The following is a 25,016-nucleotide window of genomic DNA, read 5'->3' as shown; positions in this document are numbered from 1 at the left end:
TTGAGACATGGCCAGTAAAACCATCAACATAAACCTTAAAGTTTGGCGTCAGAAAGATGCCAAGTCAAAAGGACAAATGGAAACCTACAAACTCAACGAGGTTTCTACCGACAGCTCATTCCTCGAGATGCTCGATCAATTGAACGAGCAACTCATCAACGAGCGCAAAGAACCTGTGGCGTTTGACCACGACTGTCGCGAAGGAATCTGCGGAATGTGTTCGCTGTACATCAACGGGCGCGCTCACGGGCCTGATCGTTTCATCACGACGTGCCAGCTTCACATGCGTTCGTTCAAGGACGGAGAAACGATTTTCATCGAGCCTTGGCGTTCGAAGGCGTTCCCGGTCATCAAGGATTTGGTCGTCGACAGAACGTCGTTCGATCGCATCCAACAAGCCGGAGGTTTCGTTTCAGTAAACACATCCGGAAATACGATCGACGCCAATGCGACGCCAGTCAACAAAGCCGACGCCGATCGCGCGTTCGAAGCTGCGGCCTGTATCGGTTGCGGTGCTTGTGTGGCGAGTTGCAAGAACGGATCGGCGATGTTGTTCGTCGGAGCGAAAGTGTCGCAATACGCATTGCTTCCGCAAGGAAAAATCGAGGCGCACGACCGTGTTTTGAACATGGTTCGCCAAATGGACGAGGAAGGATTCGGAAACTGCACGAACACGGGCGCTTGCGAAATAGAATGTCCGAAAGGGATTTCGCTGGAGAACATCGCGAGAATGAATCGCGAGTATTTGAAAGCGTCTTTCAGCTAAGATCAAAAAGTTTTGAAATAGAAAACGCACTCTTTTTAGGGTGCGTTTTCGTTTTATCGGACCTCGAGAAGTATGGGCGCGTTCTTATCACAGCCCATCGTTGGAAATAGGGACGATTTGACCTTTATGTCGTAAAACATAAGTTGGCTTCCTTTTTTGAGTTTTTTGACGTCGCTTATTAGATTCTCGGGCAAGCTGTCAGAGGCGACTGTCATGATCGATTTTCCGGGAATCCTGACTTTGAATTCTTTCACCGTAATCGTTTCTTCATATCTAAAATCGCGTGTTGCCGACAATTTTCCGCGGTCGAACTGTTCCACAGTCAATTTCGGAATGTCGCAATAGGAATCGAAACCGCTGAAAAAATTGCGCCTTCCGGGAATGTTGCCGATTCGAAGCGTGATCACGTCTTTGAACTTCGATCCGTTTTGCATAATAGCTTCTACGTTGAGTTTCGCTTCGGTGCCCGAACCTGGGGAAAATTTGTAATGTCCGAAATCATCGACCTTTGTCAATCCGTCCCCGGTAACTTTTACCGACTTTGCATTGGGGACTTGAATCGTCAACAGATTTGGCATGCCACGATACACGTATTTTTCGAGCATATCGACCGAAACCAGCGAAAATGGTTGCTTGACGTCGGCATCGACTGATTTCCAAAAAAGTGCGAACGCAACGAGGAACAGCGATAAGGACGGCGCCAAATATTTCATAATGAGGTTTTTAGTAGAAACTCAAAAATGAAAAATTTATTACTTGATTATCAGTTTGGATGTTAAGATGTTGTCGGTCCCGATGCGCAGCAAGTACATTCCCGAGGTCAATTGCGGCAAATCAATTGTCTTTCCGGCCGATGAGAAGGTTTCGATCGACGAAAAAACAACGCGCCCGTTCAAGTCGACGATTTCAACTTTGTGATTTCCAATCAAGTCGCTCTCGATCGTGAAATTTCCATTTGTAGGATTCGGGAAAACGCGAAATCCAAACTTTGTGAATTCGAACGTCGCCAATTCCGTAACTGAAAAAGTCTGTTCAGACGAGCATCCGAACGGGAATTGCGCAATCACCGAATATGTTCCGACCTGAGTCGGCGTATAGGTCGATTGCGTCGCGCCTTCGATTAGTGCATTGTTGAAAAACCATTGGTAGGAACTTGCTGTCGCGGTTGCATCGGTAACGAGAACTCCGTTCGTGTAAGTAAGTTCCATTTCAGGTTGCGAATAGGGAATGTCTTCGATTTTGGTGAGGAACATTCCAACTGTTCCCTGTGTAAAACAACCAAACGAAACCCCATTCGGCGTATTGCCGTTATAGCCTGCAAAATAGAACGATGTTCCATTGGCGACCACAGCCCTCGAATCGCCCGTCCATTGCGTTGAACTCATTCGGGCGGCATAAATGACGTCGCCGTTGGCAGGATCTGTTTTAGTCATGAAACCCGAGCCGTTTGGGGTGTACGGAAGTTCCCAACCTCCAAAATTGCCGGTTTGCGTGTATCTGCCGGTGGTAATGATGTGTCCCGAATCGCTTATCGCCAAGCCGTTTGTCATCATGTTTCCTTCGGTTTGATGGAATTGTGTGACCCAAAGCGGCTCCAAATTTTCGTTGAATTTCACTAAAAAAGCGTCGTTCCCGTTCGCCACATTTGCCAAAGGAAAATCTCCGATGCTTAAATTCGGGGCGAAGTATCCGGCCATAAGGTATAAATTGCCATCAGCGTCACCAATAAGCGGCATTCGCGTCCAGGAAGAAGTGGATCTTGTCACGTAACTTCCGGCAAGGACTTCACCCTCGGGACTTATTTTAAAGACGACCAATTGATCGCCGTTTCCTTCGGGCACATTTATCGTAATGTCGCCTAACGTAACTGTAGAATTAAAAGTGACGCGTCCCGAAATAAAGACATTTCCATCAGGTGCGACGGTAATTCCATAAACAGAAATACCGCCGCCGGCTGCAGGTATAATCGTCCATTGCACTTCATTTTGCGCATTTACCTTAAAGATTTTGCTGTTGTATCCGTGCGCGTAATACGTAAAGCCGTCGTGAGTCGCCATCGGACACGCGTACGTGAAATAATGTGGAATGTTTGAGACGAATTCAAGATCGCTGTCAAATCGTAAAATCTGCACGGCCGTGTCGACGTTGGACAGCGAAACATCATCATCGGGAATTACCACAGGTTGGCCCGAAACGTCGGTCGATAAAAGAAGTTGGTCATTTACGAAATCAAATGCCAGATGGTGTGGATTCAGTCCAAAGCTTTGTGCGTAAACTTTTTTAAATGCAAGTATCTCGCCGTCGGGATTCCATTTGATTACCACTACATTTTGGTTGTAGTAGAGACCTTCGTGCGTGACAACCTGGCCGTTGACGAGGATGTCGGTGTTGTAGGTCGACATCGTGTACAGATTGCCGTCAGCATCGCGAACCATATCATTTGCGCCGCCGACCGAATTGTCGGTAGTTGCCGACGAAATAAATCGCACCCAATCAAAACGCTGCGCATTTCCGGTTGATGCGAGGAACAGCGTCAGCAATAGTAGAATTTTTTTCATGTCTATTTTTTCAGGATTTTAATTGACGTTGTGGGCGTTTTAAGCAAATAAGTTCCAGTTGATACGGTGCTGATGTCGATTGTGGTTTGGGACGAAGGATACGTCGCGAGGCATCGGCCAAAGACATCATAAAGCGAAATCGGTTCGAGATTGTTTTCGAGAGTCAGGATTCCGTTCGTAGGATTCGGATAGGCAAAAAACGACGAATTAAACGTGTTTTCAGTAACCGATAAGAACGGTTCGACGCTGTATTTCACCAAAAAAGCCGACAGGCCCGTAGAATCGTTTGGATCGTTTTCCATCGGTAAAAGCGGGCCGTCGGCGTCAAAGTCGAAGTCGCCCGCAATACCGCCGCTGACGTACAACGTATCGGTCAAGAGCACGATGTCGCCCAATCGGTCGTATCCGTCGCCCTTGATCGCATCGTAATCGTGCCCGATCCTTTGCCCATCGAGAAAATTCCCGTTGGCGTCGAGGCGCGTGACGAAGATGTCGAATCCGAAAGCCGCTTCGATCAATTCCTCGTTATCGCCCGGATCGATGTCGAACGAATTGCGGAAATTTCCTGCGACGGCGATGTTTCCGTTGTTGTCGGTAGCAATTTCATACGGAACTTTAAAGTCTGGATCAGCTAATGATTTTGCCCAGAAATAATTTCCGACGTTTGAATATTTGGCGATATAGATCCCGGAATTATCTTGGGTAAGTATGGCTTCAGATGAAGATGGATCGAAATCGACGCTACCCGAGAATACGCCCGTTATTGAAATGTTTCCAGCGTTGTCGATCGCCACTCCGTGCATCACGACGTTCTGATTTTCCTGACCGAGTCCGAATGCTGAAAGAAAATTTCCGGTCGTATCATATTGCGCCACAAAAATTCCCGTGAAGTCGGGTCCGATAATTACCGTCGCAGCGGACGGATCCAAATCGGTGTTGCCGCTGGCTTTTCCGGCAACATAGATCTTGTTGTTCTTAAATTCGAATGCCGAAGTTTCGTAGGATGTGGCTATCGGAAATGCCCATCGATAATTCCCCGCCGGGCCGTAACTCGCCAAGACCATTTGGTTAGAGTCGCTGCCCGGGATAATCGCGGTATTTCCCGAGGGATCGAAATCCACGGAATAACTTACCGTTCCTGCGATGTAAACATTTCCATTTTCATCGATCGCAAGGTTCTTTTCATAAAGCTCTTCACTCAATGTGAAATCATGCACCCAAAGTAAATCGCCATTCGGGCTGTATTTTGCGAGATACATTTGAGGCGAATCGGCGGTAAGGACCGTTTGGGCGCTTGACGGATCGAAGTCGACCGAATCGACGAAATCACCGGTGATGAAAATGTTTCCGTCACTATCGGCCTCTACGTCACTTACAATGGAAATGTAGGTTGCGGGCAGTCGTTTCGCCCATAGCAATTGGCCTGAAGCCTCGTATTTGGCGATAAAAATGCCCTTGTCGAAGTCGTCGTTTCCGGATAATGTCGTTGCTGAAAATGTCGCGGAACTTCCCATTGTTCCGGCTGAGATCAGATTACCGTTGTTGTCTCGCGTCATCGCGCCCGAATAATCGATTTCAGGACCATAACCCGCAGCATACCAGTCGGCGGTCATTTGGGCCGAAAGGTGAAAACCGCAAAGAGAGAGTAACGTGAGTAGAAGTTTTTTCATGTGTTCGGTTTTTAGATTGCTTTTTTGTTTCTTGTAAAAGTCGGACTGATTATAAATCAGCACAATACGATAAAAGGAGTACGCAAATCGGATATTGAAACCAAAGCCGCATTTTTCAGCAAAGACGCATACGTCATTTGGCGTAGTAAACGTTTTTACGCGTTGCCGATTTGCTTATATTTGAGTACAACTACAATACGATGCGCAATTATTTTTTCCTGCTTTTTTTGCCGATTCTCGGTATTTCCCAACTTTCAAAAAATGTCAATCCGTTTATCGGAACCGGCGGTCACGGGCATACGTATCCGGGCGCGACAGTTCCGTTCGGGATGGTACAGTTGTCGCCCGATACAAGAATCGACGGCAGTTGGGACGGATGCGGCGGCTATCATTATTCGGATTCCGTGATCTACGGATTTTCGCACACGCATTTGAGCGGAACGGGCGTTTCCGATTACGGCGACATCATGCTCATGCCGACGATGGGCGAACCGAATCTCGACAAGAACGAGTATTCATCAAAATTCTCGCACGCGAATGAAAAAGCGTCGGCGGGATTTTATTCGGTGAAACTGGACAAGTACGGTATCGACGTGAATTTGACGACTTCGACGCGCGTCGGATTCCACGAATACAAATTCCCGAAAGCGGGTCAGGCGAACGTGATTTTGGACTTGAACCATCGCGACCAATTGATAATGGGCGAGGTTCGCATCATCGACGCCAAAACGATCGAAATCTACCGGAACAGTTCGGCTTGGGCGACGAACCAGAAAATTTGGGCGCGCATTGAATTCGACCGCGCGATGAAGATCACGAAAGTCAACAACAATGCGTTCGCGCCTGCAAAAACCACCGATACTTTTTTCGCGGGAAGTTTGCTCGCAATCGCATTTTCTTCCGATGTAAAAAAAGGCGAAACCTTGAAAATTAAAGTCGCACTTTCGCCTACGGGAACCGACGGCGCGAAAAAAAATATGTCCGAAGTCTTAGGCTGGGATTTCAAAAAAGTAAGGAAAGACGCCGAGAAACTTTGGGATAACGAACTTTCCAAAATCGTGATTTCCGAAACCGATAAAGACAAACTCGCGATTTTTTACACAGCTTTGTACCACACGATGATCCAGCCCAATATCGCCCAGGACATCGACGGGAAATACCGAGGGCGAGACGACAAAATCCACGAAGCGAAAGGTTTCGATTACTACACGGTTTTCTCGCTTTGGGATACGTTTCGAGGTGCGCATCCGCTGTATACTTTGATCGACAAGAAACGCGCGTCCGATTTCATCAACACGTTCATCACGCAGTACGAACATGGCGGACGATTGCCGGTTTGGGAATTCGCGTCGAACGAAACCGATTGTATGATCGGCTATCATTCGGTCTCGGTAATGGCCGACGCGATGGTAAAAGGCATAAAAGGATTCGATTACGAGAAGGCGTTCGAAGCCGCGAAACACAGCGCAATGCTCGATCATCTTGGGCTTGACGCCTACAAACGACAAGGTTTTATTTCGATGGACGACGAGCACGAAAGCGTTTCCAAAACGGTGGAATATGCTTATGACGATTGGTGCATCGCGCAAATGGCGAAAATTCTCCATAAAAAAGAAGATTACGACTATTTCATGAAGCGATCGCAAAGTTGGAAAAACGTGTTCGATCAAGAGACGAAACACATGCGCCCCAAGAAAAATGGCGGTTGGGACAAACCGTTCGATGCACGCGAGGTCAACAATAACTTCACCGAAGGCAATTCGTGGCAATACACGTTTTTCGTGCCTCAGGATATCAAAGGCATGATCGATGCGTTCGGCGGCGAAACGGCTTTCGAGGCAAAACTCGATGAGATGTTTTCAGCCCCGTCGGCGACTACCGGCCGTGAACAGGCTGATATCACGGGTTTGATCGGACAATACGCTCACGGAAACGAGCCGAGCCATCACATGGCGTACTTGTATAATTTTGTAAACAAGCCTGAAAAAGCGCAGGCAAAAATCGATTTCATCCTCAAGAACTTTTACAAAAATACACCGGACGGTCTTATCGGAAATGAAGATTGCGGGCAGATGAGCGCCTGGTATGTGCTGAGTTCGCTCGGAATCTATTCAGTTACGCCAGGAAATCCGATTTGGGAAACCGTTGAGCCCGCATTCGACAAGATCACCGTCAATTATGGCAAGGGCGATTCCCAAACCATATTGAAATCGCAAGATCAGGAAATGCAAAAAATGCTCGGCATCTCAAAACCAGTCATGGATGAAGCGGCGCACGGCGGCTGGACCCAAGATAATGTGCCGATCATTCCTGTTCCGACGATCGAAAGCAGCGGACGATCGTTTTCAGACAAAATGCTCGTCACGCTCAAAAACGGCGACGCGAAAGACCGCGAAATCTGGTATGTGATCGATCCGAAGGTCAAAAAACAACCTATCGATTACCAGAAATACAGCGAACCTTTTTACGTATCGGAAACTGCCGTCGTGTTGGCATTCGCGGGAAGTTTTAAAGATCAAAGTGCCGAGGTTCGCGCGAGTTTCGTCAAAAAACCGAACGATTATTCCATAAACACCAAATCGATTTATGACAAACAATATCATGCGGGCGGTCCAAACGGCTTGCTTGACGGCATTCTCGGTTCCGAAAATTGGCGAAAAGGCGATTGGCAAGGTTACCAAGCGCAGGATTTTGAAGCCGTCGTCGATTTGAAGAAGCCGACGAAAATCTCGAAATTCCACGCGCGTTTCCTTCAGGATTCACGCGCTTGGATCATGATGCCGACGAAAGTGGAATATTATATCTCAAACGACAACGTAAACTTTACACTCGTAAAAACCGTTGCTAATACAATGGATGCGAAAAATATAGACGTGAAAGTCATTGACTTTTCGGCCGAGATTCCCGCGACATCAGCCAAGTATCTAAAAGTCAAAGCCTACAACTTCGGGAAATTGCCCGAGTGGCATCAAGGATTTGGAGGCGACGCTTACATTTTCACTGACGAAATAACCATCGAATAACATGCAAAACCAACTTACGACCGCGCTCATTCAATCGCCATTGGTTTGGGAAGACGCCGAGGCGAACCGGAATTTTTTTCGCGAAAAGATCGATGCGATCTCACAATCGGTCGATCTGATCGTGTTGCCTGAAATGTTCTCGACCGGGTTTACGATGTCGCCTCAAAACGTCGCCGAAACGATGAACGGGAAAACCGTAAAATGGATGAAATCGGTTGCGGTCGAGAAGAATTGCGCGATTACGGGAAGCTTGGTCATCAAATCGGGCGCGAACGTCTACAATCGCTTGCTTTTTGTCTTTCCAGATGGAGAAATCAAACAGTACGACAAGCGCCATTTGTTTTCGCTTGCGGGTGAACACGTCGCGTTCACGGCGGGCAAAAAGCGTTTGTTGGTCGAGTACAAAGGATTCAGGATTTGCCCGCTTATTTGCTATGATTTGCGCTTTCCGGCGTTTTCGAGAAATACTGAATACTACGATTTATTGATTTATGTGGCGAACTGGCCCTTGCCGAGAATCGCCGCTTGGGACGCGTTGCTTAAAGCGCGTGCGATAGAAAATATGAGTTATGTAGTCGGAGTGAATAGAACGGGCACCGATCCGAACGGCCTCGAATATCCCGGGCATTCGCAAGTGCTTGATTTTATGGGCGAATACCTCGTCTCGGCTTGGGAAAACGAAGGTATTTTCGTGGCGACTTTGGAGAAAAATCCGATGTTGGAAGTCCGGAAAAAATTCAGTTTTCTTGAAGACCGCGATTCGATTACGGTAAAGTAAACGGCTGTTCCCAATCCCAGTTGGCGCGCACCTGGAATTCCTTGGGCAGATAAATCACTTCCTCGGCCTGTCGTTTCAGCAGGAAATTCCCGGAATCCCATTTTTTATTCTTGTTGTCGTCGTAGATCAGGCGCAACGTGTACAACGCCGGATCGACCGAATTGAAATCGATAACCGTCGCACTTTCGCTGTATTCGCTATACATGACGTCTCCGTTTTTATTCGTGAGTTCGACCATCACTGGGAATCGGTTCACATTTTCGAGCGTGACGCGGATGTTGGCATATTCGGCGGTGCTTTTGGTCGAGAGTTTATATGTGAGCGAATCGTTCGCCGCGTCATAGAAATCGGTGAATGCGCCGGGTAGTATCCGTATCTGATATTTTTCCACGGGTTCTTTGGGGAAATCGATCTCGAATTCGCGCTTGAACTCGTCATATTTCGTCGTAAATGCCACGGCCGAGGAATCTTTCTTCGTCACCGAAATTTTCGTTTCGTCGAATTTGACGAGCGGAACCGACGGCTCCAACACGAACTTCGAGCGCAACGGCAAAGTTCCGCTCACGTTTGGTTTGAACGTAAGCGTGTCTTTTTTCTGCGCCTTGATCTTGACCCAATACTCCGATTTGAAGTCGGCTCGTGAAATATCAAGATGCAACGAATCGACTTTGATGGGTTTGAACCAGATGTTCACCGAATCCTTGTCGGGCACTTTCGTAACGACGGATTGCAGCACGTCTTGCCCATTCTTGAGCGTCGCCTTGATGTCGGTCGGATCACCTTCGTATCCCAACAAAAGCTTGTTTCCTGCGTCAAGCGTGGCTTTCATCGCCTTGAAAGGCACGTCTTCCTTGAAGAGTTCGAGTTCGTAGACCGTATCGTTCGGAATGGTAATGTATTCTTTTTGGAACCCAATCTTATCGCGTTTCGGGTCAAATTTGTTATTGTTGTTGTCCTTGAGCGCGATCAACAGATACTTGCCTTCCTTGAGGTTTTCGAGGCGCCACGTTTTTAGACTGTCGAGCGTGTTCGTGATATAACGCGGCGGTTGTTTGTAGATGATGGAATCGTTGTACGTGCTGTCGACCTTGTACAACATTATCGACACGAAATTGTCGGTCTTTAGCGAATAGGCGTCCTTGATTCGTCCGCCGAGACTAAGCGAATCGATATAATCTCCCGTCGAAAACACATATTTGAATTGGGAATATGGATTTCCTTCGTTATTGTCCTGCAAACTTTGCCCGAAGTTGAAGCTGTAGGTCGTGTTCGGTTGCAGCGTGTCCTTGATGTTGATCGTGAAGACCTTGCTCGCAGTCGACGGCATGATGATCGGCTCGACCTTCATCGGAGGAGAGATAATGAGGTTTTTGCTCACGTCTTTCATCTTCACGTACTCGTCGAACACGAGCTTGAATGACTGGCCTTTAAAATTTTTTGAGAAATTCGCGGGAATGCTTTGCAGCAACGTCGGCGGAATCGTGTCTTTCTCGCCTCCGGTAATCGTGCCGCGCTTGGCGCATCCAATCGTGGCGGCCAACAGCAGTAACGCGAGATATTTGGTAAAATTCTTCAACGCAATTTGAATTCGATGCACAAAATAACGATTATATTTCATCGCAGCGAAATGTTTTTGATTGATTTATGAATGTGAAAAAGCCATGCATGCGATACTTACTTTCGCGCCCGGAATTTCAAGCAACGCGCGGCTGCAGGCTTCTAGCGTCGAACCTGTCGTGAGCACGTCGTCGATGAGCAGGAAATGTTTGTCGTGGTCGGCTTCAGAGAACTTGGCCTGGAACAGCGATTTCTTCAATTCCGACCGATTCCACAGGTTTTTTTTGGTTTGGGTTTTCGAATAGAAATTTCGGACGAGGAGCGAATCATTCACAGGGATCTCAAGTGATTCCGACAGTGCTTTTCCGAACGTCGTGACTTGATTATAGCCGCGTTTTTTGAGTTTCCTCGGATGCAACGGAACGGGAATGATCTCGTGGGCGAAAACGGCCCGAGTCTTCTTTAAATCGCCCGAAAACCAATGTCCGATAACGGTTCCGACTTCCTCGCAACCTTTATATTTTAGCTTGTGGATCAACTCCTGCACAATGCCTTTCTTTTGGAAATACATGAACGTGACGATGGCTTCGGCGGGAATTCGTCCGTAGAATTTTGTCGCGGCCTCGTTGTCGGCCAGTAAATGATGTTTGGTGAGTGGAATTTCGTGACGGCAATTCGTACAAATAACCGATTCGCTTTGGAGTAGAAGTTCGTCACATCCGGCACAGACCGCCGGGAAAAACAGGTTGAGTAAGGCTTTGAACATAATTGAATGGCGTTTAAAACATTAAAGTTAGGAAATATGAACGTAAAACCGATTTAAATTTTCAGCCTCGGCCAATAATTTTTACTTTCGCGGTTGAATTCTCAAAAATCAACAAAACGCATCATGTCAAAGCAGGAAGATATATTTAAGAATGTGATTTCTCACGCCAAGGAATACGGTTTTATTTTTCCGTCGAGTGAAGTTTACGACGGGCTCAGCGCCGTTTACGATTACGGTCAGAATGGAGCCGAATTGAAGAAAAATATCCGCGAATATTGGTGGAAGGCGATGGTTCAGATGCACGAGAATATCGTCGGTATCGACGCCGCGATCCTGATGCATCCGACGACTTGGAAAGCTTCGGGCCACGTCGATGCGTTCAACGATCCGCTCATCGACAATAAAGATTCGAAGAAAAGATACCGCGCCGATGTTCTCATTGAGGATTTCGCCGAGAAACTCAACCAGAAGGCGCAAAAGGAAATAGAAAAGGCACGTACGCGTTTCGGTGAAGCGTTTAACGAGGAGGAATTCGTGACGACCAACGCGCGTGTGATGGAATACAAGGCCCGGGAGCGTCAAATTCTTGAACGAATGGGCCGTTCGCTCGGAAATGGAGATTTGGACGACGTAAAAGCGTTGATCGAGGAATTGGAAATCGCCGATCCGGATACGGGTTCAAGAAATTGGACCGAAGTGCGTCAGTTCAACCTCATGTTCGGCACGAAACTCGGCGCTTCAGCTGATAGCGCGATGGATTTGTACCTGCGTCCCGAAACGGCCCAGGGAATTTTCGTGAACTTTTTGAACGTGCAGAAATCGGGTCGTATGAAGATACCTTTCGGAATCGCACAGACCGGGAAGGCGTTCCGAAATGAGATCGTCGCACGCCAGTTTATCTTCAGGATGCGCGAATTCGAACAGATGGAAATGCAATTCTTCGTTCGTCCGGGCGAAGAGATGAAATATTACGAATATTGGAAGGAAACGCGTTTGAAGTGGCATTTGTCGCTCGGACTTGGCAAAGAGAATTACCGTTTCCACGACCATGAAAAGCTCGCGCATTATGCGAACGCGGCGGCCGACATCGAGTTCAATTTTCCATTCGGATTCAAGGAATTGGAGGGAATCCATTCGAGAACCGATTTCGATTTGAAGGCGCACGAGCAATTTTCAGGGCGTAAACTGCAATATTTCGATGCCGAGTTGAACCAGAATTACACGCCTTATGTCGTGGAAACCTCTGTCGGATTGGATCGGATGTTTTTGGCTGTGTTCTCGAAGTCGTTGAAAGAAGAGACGCTTGAAGATGGATCGGTTCGGACGGTTTTGTCATTGCCATCGGTTTTGGCGCCGACCAAGGCTGCGGTTTTACCGTTGATTAAAAGAGACGGGCTCCCAGAATTGGCGCAGAAAATCGTGGACGACCTTAAATGGGATTTCAACATGGCGTACGACGAGAAAGATGCCGTGGGACGTCGTTATAGAAGGCAGGATGCGCTTGGAACACCGTTTTGTATTACGGTCGACCACCAGACGCTCGAAGACAATACGGTTACGATTCGTCACCGCGATTCGATGAAACAAGACCGCGTGGCGATTGCCGATTTGCGCGAGATCATCGAGAAGGAAGTTTCAGTCCGAAACTGGTTGATGAAGACCAAATAATAAAAAGCCTCCAAATTCGGAGGCTTTATTTTTTTAGTACGGCTTCGCGCAATTGTTGTGAGAAGGGCGAAAGTTCGGGTTTTTGCGCTTCTTCGGGCAAAAGTACCGTTCGCAGTTTCGGATGCGATTTGCTGAGAAGTTGGTCCAGGATGCTTAGGTTTTGGTCGCATACGCCGTAGAATCCGACGAGTTGGTTCACGAAACTTGACAATCCGGGATTTTGATTGTTTTGCGGCCCTTTTTTGCTGCGATAAATGCGTTTCGGGGATTCGGCGCGCATGAATTCCATCGTGTTTTCAGGCAATCGGCTAAAGATCCAATCGTGCGTGAATTTAGCTGATGGAATCGGGTTATTGATGATTTTTTTCCAATCTACGTTGAGCTGTTCCGATAGAAAGTCCCAGAATTCATCTGAAAGTGCGCTTACCCAAATGTGCGCTTTCTCTTTCTGTTTCTCCTGCAATGTCTCGAAGATTTTTTGTTGCGCTTTCCATTTAAGCAAGTTGAAACCGGTAAGTTCCGCGATTTGATGCGCGAACGGGCTTTGATTGTTATCACTTAAAATGTTCTCGGCAATCTTCGCGATTTTAAGTTCGATCACGCTCAAAAAACCTTCCTGGCGGGCAAAAAGCAAGAACTCGCACGTAGCGATGAGTGTCTTTAGTTCGTAGCCTTCTTCAATTGTCGGGAATCCACTTTTTTTCTCGGTTTTAAACAAAACGGGATTCGAGAGTTTGTCCAAAAGTCCCGTCGCGCCCAATCCATATCGACTGAAACCTTGCATGTACTCGTTCAGCCAGTCCGACTTTCCCGTATGACCGAAAAACCTGTTGACACTTTTCTTGGTGACAATTATCGATTTATCGGACAGTATGAACGGTTGAAGCCCGTTTACTTTTCCGCTGAGTCGCTTGTTGTAAGATCCCGTAAAAACTGTAAGCATGCTATTTGAGTTGTGCGAGCCAATCGGTTAACTGCATTTGTTTTGGCTGAGCGACAGCCGTTTTTGGTACGGCTTTTTGAGAAATGTATTTGGCTACGCGTTTTTGCATGAGCCAAGCCGTCTTATGCGTAACATCCAATTGTTTTGAAAGTTCTATAGATGTCACGCGGTCATTGTTCGTCATGATCCAAATTGCCACAAACCATTTTTGCAAATCCACTTTCGTATTGTGAAAAACCGTGTTGGTTTTGACGTTGAAATATTTTCCGGTATTTCTGCAACGATAGCGTCCGCCTTTGCAGGAATAAATTTTTGATGCGTTGTCGAATGGACTAACGATGTCCGAGTTCCATCGGATCGCTTCCAAATGCGTGATGCACGTAACTTCATCCTGAAAGAAATTCTTCAACTCTTCAATAGTCGAAAAATGGTCGGAAATGCCTGTAATCATGGGCTGCTCAACTTAAATTTATAATATTACACAAAAATATAAAAATTAGTGTAATAAAGTAAAATTTGAGTAAATAATTTCGTGGTAAGTTGCAGTTGGACGGCATTTCATGCATTTCATAAGATTATGCCAAATATTCGACTCCAAAACAAATCGCCGTTCAAATTGGCGTCGAAATACAATTAATTTTACTTTGAGATAAGCCCCAAATTTATCGACCTATTGCTGCTTTACTGGTCAACCTAACCAAATGAAGCATTCTTACGTAATCATTAGTGATAATCGCGACGATATCGCTGAGACAAAAGCCGTTGCCGCTTTGTTTCAGCAATTATCTTTTGCGGGAAGCGCTATGGATTACGGTGAAGGTTTGGATTTGATACTCGAAAAGTCACCAAGCATTGTATTTCTTGAAATTCAGCCTCAGAATTTGGAGAGTAAGCTCGGACTGAGTCTGATAAATGAATTGTATCGGTATCTTAAAACAGTACCGAAAATTATCGTCACTTCGAAAAATGCTGATCTTGCATACGAAGCGCTCAAATATGACGTACTCGATTATTTGATCACACCATTCAGATCGTTTGACTTACGCAAGACCGTTTTGAAATTCGAGAAACAACTTGAATATCTTCCGGTTTCAATCGAAATTTCGGCGCCAATCGTCGACGAACTCGCGCCGATGGTTGCCGAGGTTTTGCCTGTTATAGATGAATCGTTTGACGAACCACAAACGCTAGTTGAAGAAGTTGTCGAGGAACCGTCACAACCCGAGTTCCAAATTGCTCCTATCCGTGAGGTAAAACCTCTCATCATTTGCGTGAAGTCTTATGGAGATTACCGGTTCATAGAGGCGAAAGACATTTGCTATCTCCAGGCCGACAATAATTCTACTGACATCCATTTATATAATGGTGAAATGATAACGGCTTTTAAGACGCTTAAACACTTTGAAAGCGTGCTCACATCGCCATTTGTCCGAATCCATAACAGTTACATCGTAAACATTGATTACGTGTCCAGGATTCATAATGGTAATTCGGTTTGCTACATAAAGAACACGAGTATCAAACTTCCGTTCTCGAAATCATACAAGGAAAATGTCGATGCAATCATCAATAGCATCACGAATGGGAATTATTTGGAGATTTAACCGAAACCATCCACACCTCATTTCCTATTCATCCACTCACAAACGGGCATCATCTACCAAACAGCCCCGTATTTGCTAGTTGTCCCGAGACATCGTGTGTATGTTTGTCACGTGAATCAATGAAACGATTCGCCTAGAAACAAAACAAGATACCACAAACATAAATGTCTCAAATTATGAAAAAAGCTATTCTAACATTCGGATTATTCTCATTGGTAATGGTGTTGACTTCTTTTACGACGCCGGAAACAGGTGGTCGCGGGCAGTCAATTGACAATGGTAAAAAATTGGATTTTGAAACAGGCGGCAACGGCCAGTCGATTGATAACGGAAAAAAACTTGATTTCGAAACGGGAGGAAATGGTCAATCTATTGATAATGGCAAAAAGCTGGATTTCGAAACTGGAGGTCACGGACAGTCGATAGACAACGGTAAAAAATTAGATTAAATTTCTAATGTTTTCGAGAGAAAACATTTAGTACGACTATTAAAAAATAATGAAGGACTATCATATCGATAGTCCTTTTTTTTGTTTTAATGAAATGATGAAATACATCTTATACATTTTCGTGATCTGTTCGATTAGCTGTTCGAAGAAAAAATCTCAAGATGAAATCAATAATTTGCTCTCTTTGGCGAATATGGATTCATTGGATAATGTATCTCGAATGAAATATTCTGAATTGGCATCAAACCTAATTAGCAAGGTAGCGGACGACTCAATGAAGATAGTGCTTTATTACAAAGTATCGAATAGGTATTGGAACATTGGGAATTTAAAGAGTTTTAAAAGCGAGACAGAAAAAGCACTTTCTCTCGCTATTAAAAGTAAAGAGGTGTATTTGGTAGCCAAAGGGAATAGTTATTTGGGCGATTACTATAAAACTATTTCTACCAAGAGAGATATTGCCCACGCTCATTACATGAAATCGGCGAGATCTTTTTACAACTTAAATAAGAATAAAGAATTAGCCGAAGTCAATTTAAAAGTCGCCAGAAATTTATCCAATATTGGTGACTTGGGGAGGTCAGAAGTTTATACATTAAAAGCGCTAAAATATTTCTACAAATCTAACGACTACAAAAATGAATTTGAAGCTATTTGTTTGTTAGGTTATATTTCTGATCAGCTTAATGAGAACGATGAGGCGGTCAAGTATATGAAGAAGGCCGTAGACATTGCCGAAAATAATAATTTGGGACAGCTAAGTTGTAGTCTTGCATACAACAATCTCGGCAGAATGTTATTAAATGAGAATGCATACGTCGAAGCGTTGGCTTTTTTCCAAAAGTCATTAAAATACAAAAACTTAAAACAAGAAGACATAATACTATATTCTGTTCTTTTGGAAAACATCGCTGAAATATATGAAGAGACGAAAATAGGCGATGGCAGGGTCGAAGAACTTTTTATAAAATCTCTAAAAATTAAAGATTCGATGCAAATAGATCAAGTTAACACAAGAATACATCTTTCGCAATATTACAGGAGATCGAATCAAATGTCAAAAGGATACAGCCAAGCGCAGCAAGCCTTATTTTATGCGAAGAAAGGTAATCGTCCACATGAAAAGATAGCTGCGCTAAAGAATCTGATTCAATTTAATACTAACAAAGAAAAGTATCTGTCGGATTTAGCAAAATTGTATGACATGGTTACCGTGGACGATCGAAAGCTTAAAAATAATCTGAGTAGGGTTGAATACGAGACAAACGAAGTTATCGAAGAAAAAGAAAAAGCTATCAGGCAGAAACGGACAATGTTAGGGTTGAGTATTTTCATTTTAGTTGTTTCAGGCTTCATATTCTTTATAAGGCATCAAAGAACGAAACAAAAACAAATTCAACTTCAAAATGATCAGCAATACGCAAATGAGGAAATTTATCGATTAATGCTCGATCAGCAAAGACGTTTTGAAGAAATACGGCAGGACGAAAAAAATCGGATTGCAAGGGATTTACATGACAGTGTAATGAACCGTTTAGCAAGTACAAGGCTTAATTTGTTCGTACTAAGTCGAAAAACTGATATTGAAACCATCGAAAAGTGTTTGCCTTACATAGCTGAAATACAGGATATCGAAAAAGAAATACGAGATATATCTCAAAATTTAAGTCTTGAAAAAATTGTTCAAAAGAATAAATTTCAAATGTTGATAAATGATCTAATTGAAAAGCATCGGTCAATTTCAACAATGTTTTTCTTGGTAGAGTTTGACGAATTATTTAATTGGGATGAACTTGACACAAAAGTAAAAATACATATTTACAGAATTATCCAAGAAGTTATCCAAAATGCAATGAAATATTCCGGAGCAAATACAATCTCGCTCTCGTTTAAATTTTCTGACAACGCATTAACCGTTGATATCAATGACAACGGTAAAGGGTTTAAATTAAATAAAGTTAAAAGAGGAATGGGCATAAAAAACATTCTTTTTCGAGGAAAAGAAATTAGCGCGAAAATCGATATTAAATCAAACAAAAATGGGACAAAAATTTCCGTTGTAATACCAATATACTTATGACAATAAAAATACTAATAATTGAGGATCACCCCGCTATGATTGAAGGATATAAAAGTATTCTTTCATTTTTTGGTGACGACTATAATTTCGAATATACAGTGGCAGCGGACTGTGAAGCCGCCTACAAACATATATTTAATTCACACAAAAACTTCGATTTAATATTTTTAGATTTAATGATCCCTCCAGCAGAGTCATTAAAATTATACTCTGGAGAGGACTTAGGAACTATCATCAAAAAGCAAATGCCCAACGCTAAGCTAATAATTCTTACTTCCCACGTTGAGGCCATAATTCTTTATTCGATAGTAAAACAGATAAATCCCGAAGGTCTTTTGGTAAAAAGTGATTTTTCAGGAAATGATTTGATACTTGCTATCAAAAATATTCTTGCTGGAAATACACATTATACAATCAATGTAACACGAAGTATTGTTGAAATGAACCGGGACGAGTCATTTTTAGATAAATATAATAGGGAGATTTTAAAATTGATTTGTCAAGGAATAAAAACCAAGAATTTACCAAAACATCTTAATCTTTCATTGAGCTCAATTGACAAACGAAAAGTACAGATAAAGGATTTTCTAGGTATTATAAAGGGGAACGATGAGGATATAGTTTTAGCAGCAAAAAAACAGGGACTAGTTTAATTTTATAATTTAAGTCTTAGATATTACTACTTTTGAAAAAATTCAAGAGAATGAAAATATACTTGGAACGGATTTTATTGGTTTTATTGTTTACGGCATGCACTAATAAAAAACACAAGGAGACAGAAGCTTCAAATGACAGCGTGGCTGTTTATCTGACCTTAGCAAACAACGATTCGGTCCCGATAAAAAAAAGATTTATTTATAATAGCAGAGCGTACGACATAATTGTGGAACGCGAAACAGATTCGTTGCAGACTACCCAATTATTTAAAGTAGCAAATCGATATTATAATTTGGGAGATTTTCCGAGATACAAAAAAACAACAGAAACGATAATAAAAACCACAGGTTCAAATAGAGATACCGTTAATTTGGCTAAAGCCTATGTTTATCTCGGGGACTATTATTATAAAGCACAAATAAACGATAGTGCCTTTTACAATTACCTTAAAGCGGAGAAAATATATAAGAAACTTGACGATAATATAAATTTGGGTGGAGTATATATTACGATGGCTCGGGTGAAGGGATTTGCGTATGACTATGTGGGAAGTGAACTTTTAATAACTCAAGCATTAACTCTTTTAAGAGATTCTGATGATAAACAAAAAATATATGAGGCATATACTATTCTTGGTTATATTTCAAATGAACTGAAAGACTATCCAAAGGCATTAGAAGCTCATAATAAGGCTTTGGAATTGGTTAATCAGTATAATTTAAATAACGAATTTCATCAGCGCGCTGCATCGCTAAATAATATTGGCAACGTTTACCAAAATGAAAATCGAAATTTGGAGGCAATACAGCAATTCGAAAAAGCATTGGCAGAAGAAAATCTCAAAGGAAGTAGGCCGGATTTATATGCAATAATTATTGATAACATTGCGTACTCTAAGTTGAAATTAAAAGATTATAAACAATTGCCTAACCTGTTTTTTGAGGCACTAAAAATTCGCGATAGTCTTAATTTAACGTCCTCAATTATTTTTAGTAAAATTAGAATTTCCGAATACTTTTCGCAGATTAATGACACCGTCAATGCAAAAAAATATGCTTTTGAAGCATTAAAAGACTCGAAAGAATCGCTTGTCTCAACAGATATTTTACAGGCTTTAAAACGAAGTATAAAGGTAGATCGTAAGCAAACACAGAAATATACGGAAGAATATTTGCGAATCGACGACTCCGTCCAACAAGCCGAACGAAAGATTAAAGACAAATTCGCCCGCATCCAATTCGAAACCGAAGAAATCTCACTCCAAAAAGACAAACTCGCCGAACAAAACCGCAACCTGCTTTTATTCTTCGTCGGGACCGTAATGATCGGATTGTTGTTATTCGTGATCCGCACCCAGCGCGCCAAGAATCGCGAATTGATGCTCAAACAGGCTCAGCAAAAAGCGAATGAGGACATCTACAATCTCATGCTTGCCCAACAAAACAATATCGAAGAAGGCCGTATAAAAGAGAAAAAACGCATCGCCCAGGAATTGCACGACGGCGTATTGAGCCGACTCTTCGGAGCGCGATTGAACCTGGACAGCCTCAACAAAGTGGACGGAGGCGATGCCATGGAAAAACGCAACAATTACCTAACCGAACTTAAAAACATAGAGCAGGACATACGCGAAATTTCGCATGATTTGAACCGCGAAAAATTCGTGCTCATCAACAACTTCCTGGCAATTCTCAACAATTTATTGGAAGAACAAGCCGCCAATTTCGAACCCGAAGTCGAAACCAATATCGACGAGAACATTCCGTGGGACAAGATCAACAATACGCTAAAAATCAATCTGTACCGCATAACTCAAGAGGCGTTGCAGAACGTCAACAAATACGCCCAGGCGACCAAGATCAAAGTCAGTCTTTTGAGCGATGGCAACAATATCACATTGGAAGTGACTGACAACGGCCTAGGTTTCGCAGTCGACAAAAAAAGCAAAGGCATCGGTCTGCAAAATATGGTTTCCAGGGCCGAAGAATGTGACGGCAAACTCGATATCAAGTCGAAAAAAGGAAAGGGAACTACAATTTCAATATCTTTCCCGACGCAAAGCAAACCAAATACCGAACAGTCCCAAGCTACGATCGAACCTGTAATCGCTTAAGAATCAAACAAACACCATGGCAAAAAAAATCAACATCCTGATCGTTGACGATCATCCGTTTATCATTGAGGCCTATAAAAATGCGATAAAAGGGTACAATTCGTCCGATTTTGAGTTCACTATCACCCAAGCCAACGACTGCCGATCGGGCTACGACAACATCACGGCGCCACAAAACGGGAATTTCGACATCGCTTTTTTCGACATCAGCATGCCGGCGTACGAAGAGAAAAATATACATTCGGGAGAAGATCTGGCGAAACTCATCAAAGTGCAAATGCCCGATTGTAAGATCATCTTGCTCACGATGCACACCGAATTGCTCAAAATCAGCAACATCGTAAAAATAATCAACCCGAACGGACTCGTCATCAAAAATGATTTGACGTTCGACGAATTACTCACGGCTTTCGACAAAATTCTAAACGACGAAAACTACTACAGCCAAACCGTCGTAAAACTCATCAGCCAGATCCAGTACGACAATATCGAGATCGACCAATTCGACAAACAAATCCTGTATCATTTGTCAAAAGGTACCAAAACCAAAGACATTCCGAGTTTCGTGCCGCTGTCGTTGAGCGCTGTCGAAAAACGGAAATTGAATCTCAAGGAAACCCTGAATATAAAAGGTGGAAGCGATATCGACCTGATCCGCGAGGCGAAAAACAAAGGATTGCTGTAAAATCGTGCAGTTCATCGACTTTACGGTTTGCCGCATGCAAATGTGCGGGAAACCGTAATTGTTTTTATGGAAGTCGCGTCTATCTTCGTTTTCGGTAATGCTAAGTTAATTCATTTAAACCGCTCGAAAGGGCAAAAAACCTTGTCAGTCCATAAGCTTAACCTACTAGAAAACTGACAAAAAACAGAAAGCGATACATTAGGGAGTATCGCTTTTTTGTTTTTATTCTTCATCCAACGCGTTCCATCCGCGCGCCTTGAGCGGGATTTTCGTGTCGGCTCTCGTGATCAGGTGAGCACCTTCCGAAGCTCCGACCATGTGTCCGATCACCGTAAAATTCGGGTTCGCCTTGAGCTTTTCGAAATCCTCGATCGCCACCGTGAACAACAATTCATAATCTTCGCCTCCGTTGATGGCAACCGTCGTCGCGTCGATATTGAACTCCTCGCACGTATTCATGAACTGCGGGTCAAGCGGCAGTTTGTCTTCATATAAATTGCATCCGACGTCCGATTGCTTGCATAGATGCAATATTTCCGACGACAATCCGTCCGAAACGTCAATCATTGAAGTCGGTTTTATCTCGAGCGCATGAAGCAACGTCCTGACGTCGGTTCTTGCTTCGGGTTTCAATTGTCGTTCGATCAGATACGTGTATGCGTCCAGATCGGGCTGCGAATTCGGATTCACCAAAAACACTTGCTTCTCGCGTTCCAAGACCTGCAAACCCATATAAGCCGCGCCCAAATCGCCCGAAACAACGAGCAAGTCGTTGGCTTTCGCGCCGTTTCTGTATACGATTTCGTCCTCGTCGGCTTCACCCAAAGCGGTAATGCTGATCAACAATCCCGTAACCGACGACGTCGTGTCGCCTCCAATGACATCCACTTTATATTCGTTCGCCGCTAGCGTGATTCCCGCGTACAATTCCTCGACGGCCTCGAGCGGAAAGCGGTTCGAAATCGCGATCGAAACCGTGATCTGCGTCGGCTTGGCATTCATCGCACAAATGTCCGACAGGTTCACCACGACAGCTTTGTAACCCAAATGCTTCAATGGCATGTACGACAAATCGAAATGCACGCCTTCGATAAGCAAATCGGTCGTCACTACGGCTTTTTTGCCCTTGAAATCCAGTATGGCCGCGTCGTCGCCGATTCCTTTCAACGTCGACGCCTGTTTGATGTCGAAATTCTTGGTCAGGTGTTCGATAAGCCCGAATTCGCCCATTTGGGAAATACTCGTGCGCTGCGGATTTTTATTTTCTAGCATGATTTGAAATTGAACGGCAAAGGTACGATTATTAGATTGATGGAATTTTAGAATTGGGATTGACAGAAATAGATTTACAGAAATAAGATTTACAGATATCAGATTCGTTCGATTTTAAAGACACGGTTTGGTTTGTCTGCACGTCTGTAAATCTGAGATCTAAAAATCTGTAAATCTAAAATCCTCCTGACAAACCGTTGTCACTTCACGCCGCTAATTTTGACCCATAACAATTTAAAACACGAAAATCATGGAAGCAACAGCCACAACCGCAACGCCAATCATCAGCAAGCATGAATTGTTGAAACACTATCTCGGTCACCGATTTTTGACGCGCCGAACAATCGAACTTTTTCCTGAAAAAGACTTTTTCGAGTTTTCGATCGGCGGAATGAGAACCGCGGCGCAATTGACGACCGAACTACTTTCAATCGCAGGGCCGTCGTTGAAAGCGATTGCAAATTCTGAAATCACGCCGTACGCCGAACCAAGCGTTCCCGCCACGAAAGCAGACTATCTTCAAAAATGGGACGAGGCCGATGCCGAAATCAAAACCTATTGGGCGCAGATTCCTGAAGAGCGTTTTCCGGAAATGTTCAACCTTTTCGGCCAGTACGATTTCCCGATCCTGCACAACATTTTGTATTTCATCGACAACGAGATCCATCATAGAGGACAGATGTTCGTGTATTTGCGGGCTTTGAATGTCGAGCCGCCGTTTTTTTGGGAGCGTTGGTAAAATGGGTGTGAGGTTTAGGGTACAGGGTTCAGGGTTTTCGTTCGCGGAAATCCTGGACTTTTTGTTTTCAATGGAAAAGCGTCTAGGATTTAGAGTAGGGTTTTCGTTCGCAGAAATGTTGCCTCTTTTTTTATTCGACTTGAAAAAAGCACATCCATGGACTTCTAGACGAACCTTGCACCTTGCGCCTTGCACCCTGTCCCCTAAACCTAAAACCTCATTCTCGCTCTGCCAAGTTCCATAAGTTCGACCAACCTTGAATTCAGCGAAAGCGGTTCCAAAACCGTCGCAAAATCTACGAACATAAGGAACCAGCGCGCGAAACCGTTGTCCAGGTCGCGAGTTTGAAATGTCATTTCACATCCATCGGCGACTTCTTTTTCAGACACGAATCCAAAGTGTTTGCGTTCGAATTGCATGAACGGTACGACTTCCTTGTCGGCGACGATGCGAACCAAAGTCGTTGAAAAATTCGAAGGCTTGAGATACGATTCCAATGCGTCGTGCTCGAGTTCGAATTTGTTTTCGGTCAGTCGGATATCGTGGATGCGGTCGGTTCGAAACTGCCTGTAATCCTTGCGCAGATGGCAATACCCGAAAATATACCAAAACGTATTCTCGTGAAAAACGCCCACCGGTTCGACCAAACGTTCATTGGGTTCGTCGGCTGAAATCGCTTCATACAACAACTTTACCTGCAATTTTTCTCCGATACTGCGAAAGATCGAAGCCAGCGCATTCGGCGCCCTGTGTTCTTTGGATTCATTGAAATTGCGCACCAAAACCTTCGATCCGATTTCCTCGACCAGATCTTTTTCGGCCGACCTGAGCACCGATTTGAGCTTGAACATGGCCGATGCATAATTTTCGCCCAATTCCTTATCGGTAAATTGCTGCATGAGTTTTTCGGCGGCGATGAAACTCGAGGCTTCTTCACGCGTGAACATCACGGGCGGCAAGCGATAACCGTCGACGAGCGAATATCCGATCCCGGCCTCGGAATAAATCGGAACACCCGACGCTTCAAGTGTCCTGATGTCGCGGTAAATAGTGCGCAGGCTCACGTCGAACCGATCGGCCAGTTCCTGGGCTTTCACGATTTTCTTGGACTGCAGTTGGATCAGGATGGAGACGATACGGTCGAAACGCTTGGGGGATTCGTCGGGCATAATTAGATAATTAGCGGATTAGCGGATTAGCGGATTAGCGGATTGGCGGATTGGCGGATTGGCGGATTAGCGAATTGGGATAAGTCACACAAAGTAAGGAAATGATTTTCGTTTGGAGATAGAATTTGGGTTTGTCGTTAAGTTGTTTGTAAAAAACTTGCGGGAGAAAGCGTTTAGTCGGAATTTTAGGGAAAACCAATTTTACAGAAAATCAATTCCATGGAAAATATCGACATCGTCACGCTCACCGTAAATCCCTCGCTCGATAAAAGTACGACGTTCAAAGGCCTTGTCGCCGAACAGAAAATTCGTTGCACTACGCCGAATTACGATGCTGGCGGCGGCGGAATCAACGTGTCGAAAGCCATAAACCGGCTCGGGGGGAAATCAATCTGTACGATAACATCCGGAGGTTCGTCGGGCAGGAAACTCGAAAAACTGATTGCCGATGAAGGCATCGAAACCGCCGTGATCCCAGTCGAAAATACGACGCGTGAAAACATGATCGCGCTCGAGACC

21 protein-coding genes are annotated in these 25,016 nt (G+C 44.2%); 12 read left to right on the top strand and 9 right to left on the bottom strand.

Features of this window, described 5'->3' with window-relative positions; translation table 11 throughout:
* Window positions 1–7: 7 nt before the first annotated feature.
* Window positions 8–766, top strand: a complete 759-nt coding sequence (locus EOO50_RS02825; protein WP_290837701.1) for a succinate dehydrogenase/fumarate reductase iron-sulfur subunit — start codon at window positions 8–10, stop codon at window positions 764–766.
* 53 nt (window positions 767–819) lie between these two features.
* Here the strand turns inward: EOO50_RS02825 and EOO50_RS02820 are convergent, their stop codons facing one another.
* The 3 genes from EOO50_RS02820 to EOO50_RS02810 are packed head-to-tail and all read right to left on the bottom strand — an operon-like array spanning window position 820 to window position 4,994.
* Window positions 820–1,479 (bottom strand): GldM family protein, encoded by a 660-nt coding sequence (locus EOO50_RS02820; protein WP_290837699.1) that lies wholly within the window; start codon window positions 1,477–1,479, stop codon window positions 820–822.
* A gap of 39 nt (window positions 1,480–1,518) precedes the next feature.
* A complete protein-coding gene (locus tag EOO50_RS02815; RefSeq protein WP_290837697.1) occupies window positions 1,519–3,324 on the bottom strand; it encodes a T9SS type A sorting domain-containing protein in 1,806 nt (601 codons plus the stop codon).
* Window positions 3,325–3,326: 2 nt separating this feature from the next.
* Window positions 3,327–4,994 carry a T9SS type A sorting domain-containing protein gene (locus EOO50_RS02810; RefSeq protein ID WP_290837695.1) on the bottom strand — a complete coding sequence of 556 codons (1,668 nt, stop codon included), beginning with the start codon at window positions 4,992–4,994 and terminating at the stop codon, window positions 3,327–3,329.
* Window positions 4,995–5,194: 200 nt separating this feature from the next.
* Here EOO50_RS02810 and EOO50_RS02805 point away from each other — a divergent pair, with 200 nt between their 5' ends.
* Together EOO50_RS02805 and EOO50_RS02800 are read left to right on the top strand one after the other, a co-directional pair.
* A complete protein-coding gene (locus tag EOO50_RS02805) occupies window positions 5,195–8,017 on the top strand; it encodes a GH92 family glycosyl hydrolase (RefSeq protein WP_290837693.1) in 2,823 nt (940 codons plus the stop codon).
* 1 nt (window position 8,018) lies between these two features.
* Window positions 8,019–8,795: an amidohydrolase gene (locus tag EOO50_RS02800; RefSeq protein WP_290837691.1), complete on the top strand. Its 777-nt coding sequence runs from the start codon at window positions 8,019–8,021 to the stop codon at window positions 8,793–8,795.
* Here the strand turns inward: EOO50_RS02800 and EOO50_RS02795 are convergent.
* Both EOO50_RS02795 and EOO50_RS02790 read right to left on the bottom strand, forming a co-directional pair.
* A complete protein-coding gene (locus EOO50_RS02795) occupies window positions 8,782–10,371 on the bottom strand; it encodes an Ig-like domain-containing protein (RefSeq protein ID WP_290837690.1) in 1,590 nt (529 codons plus the stop codon). The genes EOO50_RS02800 and EOO50_RS02795 overlap by 14 nt on opposite strands.
* Before the next feature lie 66 nt (window positions 10,372–10,437).
* A complete protein-coding gene (locus EOO50_RS02790) occupies window positions 10,438–11,118 on the bottom strand; it encodes a phosphoribosyltransferase family protein (RefSeq protein WP_290837688.1) in 681 nt (226 codons plus the stop codon).
* A gap of 123 nt (window positions 11,119–11,241) precedes the next feature.
* On the opposite strand from EOO50_RS02790, the gene EOO50_RS02785 reads away from it, so the two are divergent.
* Complete coding sequence (locus EOO50_RS02785; protein WP_290837686.1) at window positions 11,242–12,786, top strand: glycine--tRNA ligase; 1,545 nt, start codon at window positions 11,242–11,244, stop codon at window positions 12,784–12,786.
* Window positions 12,787–12,811: 25 nt separating this feature from the next.
* Here the strand turns inward: EOO50_RS02785 and EOO50_RS02780 are convergent, their stop codons facing one another.
* Together EOO50_RS02780 and EOO50_RS02775 are read right to left on the bottom strand one after the other, a co-directional pair.
* Window positions 12,812–13,729: a hypothetical protein gene (locus EOO50_RS02780; protein ID WP_290837684.1), complete on the bottom strand. Its 918-nt coding sequence runs from the start codon at window positions 13,727–13,729 to the stop codon at window positions 12,812–12,814.
* 1 nt (window position 13,730) lies between these two features.
* On the bottom strand, window positions 13,731–14,180 hold the full coding sequence (locus EOO50_RS02775) for a hypothetical protein (RefSeq protein ID WP_290837682.1): 450 nt from the start codon (window positions 14,178–14,180) through the stop codon (window positions 13,731–13,733).
* A gap of 250 nt (window positions 14,181–14,430) precedes the next feature.
* Here EOO50_RS02775 and EOO50_RS02770 point away from each other — a divergent pair, with 250 nt between their 5' ends.
* From EOO50_RS02770 to EOO50_RS02745, 6 genes are all read left to right on the top strand, one after another.
* On the top strand, window positions 14,431–15,333 hold the full coding sequence (locus EOO50_RS02770; protein WP_290837680.1) for a LytTR family DNA-binding domain-containing protein: 903 nt from the start codon (window positions 14,431–14,433) through the stop codon (window positions 15,331–15,333).
* Between the two features lie 176 nt (window positions 15,334–15,509).
* Window positions 15,510–15,782: a hypothetical protein gene (locus tag EOO50_RS02765; protein ID WP_290837678.1), complete on the top strand. Its 273-nt coding sequence runs from the start codon at window positions 15,510–15,512 to the stop codon at window positions 15,780–15,782.
* 220 nt (window positions 15,783–16,002) lie between these two features.
* On the top strand, window positions 16,003–17,862 hold the full coding sequence (locus EOO50_RS02760; RefSeq protein WP_290837676.1) for a histidine kinase: 1,860 nt from the start codon (window positions 16,003–16,005) through the stop codon (window positions 17,860–17,862).
* Window positions 17,859–18,515, top strand: coding sequence for a response regulator transcription factor (locus EOO50_RS02755; protein WP_290837674.1), 657 nt, complete (start codon window positions 17,859–17,861; stop codon window positions 18,513–18,515). The genes EOO50_RS02760 and EOO50_RS02755 overlap by 4 nt, the downstream gene beginning before the upstream one ends.
* 62 nt (window positions 18,516–18,577) lie before the next feature.
* Window positions 18,578–20,632, top strand: coding sequence for a sensor histidine kinase (locus EOO50_RS02750; RefSeq protein ID WP_290837672.1), 2,055 nt, complete (start codon window positions 18,578–18,580; stop codon window positions 20,630–20,632).
* Window positions 20,633–20,648: 16 nt separating this feature from the next.
* Window positions 20,649–21,317 carry a response regulator transcription factor gene (locus EOO50_RS02745; protein WP_290837669.1) on the top strand — a complete coding sequence of 223 codons (669 nt, stop codon included), beginning with the start codon at window positions 20,649–20,651 and terminating at the stop codon, window positions 21,315–21,317.
* A 222-nt stretch (window positions 21,318–21,539) separates the two neighbouring features.
* Here the strand turns inward: EOO50_RS02745 and thiL are convergent, their stop codons facing one another.
* Window positions 21,540–22,589 carry a thiamine-phosphate kinase gene (gene thiL, locus EOO50_RS02740; RefSeq protein WP_290837667.1) on the bottom strand — a complete coding sequence of 350 codons (1,050 nt, stop codon included), beginning with the start codon at window positions 22,587–22,589 and terminating at the stop codon, window positions 21,540–21,542.
* Between the two features lie 250 nt (window positions 22,590–22,839).
* On the opposite strand from thiL, the gene EOO50_RS02735 reads away from it, so the two are divergent.
* Window positions 22,840–23,328 (top strand): DinB family protein, encoded by a 489-nt coding sequence (locus tag EOO50_RS02735; RefSeq protein ID WP_290837665.1) that lies wholly within the window; start codon window positions 22,840–22,842, stop codon window positions 23,326–23,328.
* Window positions 23,329–23,537: 209 nt separating this feature from the next.
* Here the strand turns inward: EOO50_RS02735 and EOO50_RS02730 are convergent, their stop codons facing one another.
* The gene (locus EOO50_RS02730) at window positions 23,538–24,497 is read right to left on the bottom strand and encodes a YafY family protein (protein ID WP_290837663.1); all 960 of its coding nucleotides are present in this window, start codon (window positions 24,495–24,497) and stop codon (window positions 23,538–23,540) included.
* 219 nt (window positions 24,498–24,716) lie between these two features.
* Here EOO50_RS02730 and EOO50_RS02725 point away from each other — a divergent pair.
* Window positions 24,717–25,016: PfkB family carbohydrate kinase (locus EOO50_RS02725; protein ID WP_290837661.1), on the top strand; the 300-nt coding region annotated here is incomplete at its 3' end.

The sequence above is a fragment of the Flavobacterium sp. genome (genome assembly GCF_004211145.1).
Lineage (GTDB): Bacteria > Bacteroidota > Bacteroidia > Flavobacteriales > Flavobacteriaceae > Flavobacterium.
This window is presented reverse-complemented; position numbering and strand designations above follow the sequence as displayed.